At 78.7% G+C, this 985-nt stretch carries 1 protein-coding gene; it reads left to right on the top strand.

Annotated features, from left to right (window positions below):
* Positions 1 to 105: 105 nt before the first annotated feature.
* On the top strand, positions 106 to 985 hold an 880-nt coding region (locus tag ACSNOD_RS31395), incomplete at its 3' end, for an AAA family ATPase (RefSeq protein ID WP_436770473.1).

Below are 985 nucleotides of genomic sequence, written 5' to 3' on the forward strand. Positions count from 1 at the left end.
CCTGGTGGCCCGCGAGGACCGGCTCGACGCGCTGCTGGCCCTCGGCCCCGGGCGGCGCGGCAAACGCGTGGGCGGGGCGCCGCGAATCGTGGTTGCATCGGCGAAATGACGGGCACGCCGACCACCTCCGCATCGTCCCGACTCCTCGGGCGGGACCACGCCTCCGCCGTGCTGGGGGGCGCGCTCGATCGCGCGCTCGCCGGGAACGGCGGGCTGGTGCTGGTCACCGGGGAGCCGGGCATCGGCAAGACGACCCTGGTCGCGGAGGCCGCGGAGGCGGCCAGGCGGCAGGGGGCCCTGGTGCTGGGGGCCGCGTGCTGGGAGTCCGACGGCGCCCCGGGCTACTGGCCCTGGGTGCAGGTCGTACGGGCGCTGCGGCGCGTGGCCGCGCCACGGGAGTGGGCCGCCGCGGAGCGCGCCGCCGGGGACCCGCTCACCGCGCTCCTGGGCGAGCCGCGGGGGGCGGGCGGTACGCGGTCGGCGGGCGAGGTGGCCACGGGCACGGCCGGGGCTTCGGCCGGGCGCGAGCCCGGGGGTCCGGCCGGGGGTTCGACCGGGGGCGGGGGCGGCTTCGCCGTGTTCGACGCCGTGACATCCCTGCTGGTCACGGCGTCCCAGTACCGCCCGGTGACCGTCGTCCTCGACGACCTGCACTGGGCCGACCCCGCCTCCCTGCGCCTGCTGGCGTTCGCCGCCCGGCACGCCCGGTTCGAGCGGCTGCTGCTGATGGGCACGTACCGGGACGTGGAGGTGGAGCTCGAGCCCGCCGCGGCCGGGCATCCGCTCCGCCCACTGCTGCTGCCGCTGCTGGCCCAGGCCACCACGGTGACTCTGACCGGTCTCGACCGGGACGCGGTGGGCGCGCTGATGGCCCGCACGGCCGGCCGCCGGCCCGCGGACGAACTGGTCGCCGAGGTGCACCGGCGCACCGGCGGCAACCCGTTCTTCGTGGAGCAGACGGCCCGCCTCTGGCACGCGGGCGGCC

Source organism: Streptomyces sp. URMC 123 (genome assembly GCF_051386515.1).
GTDB lineage: Bacteria > Actinomycetota > Actinomycetes > Streptomycetales > Streptomycetaceae > Streptomyces.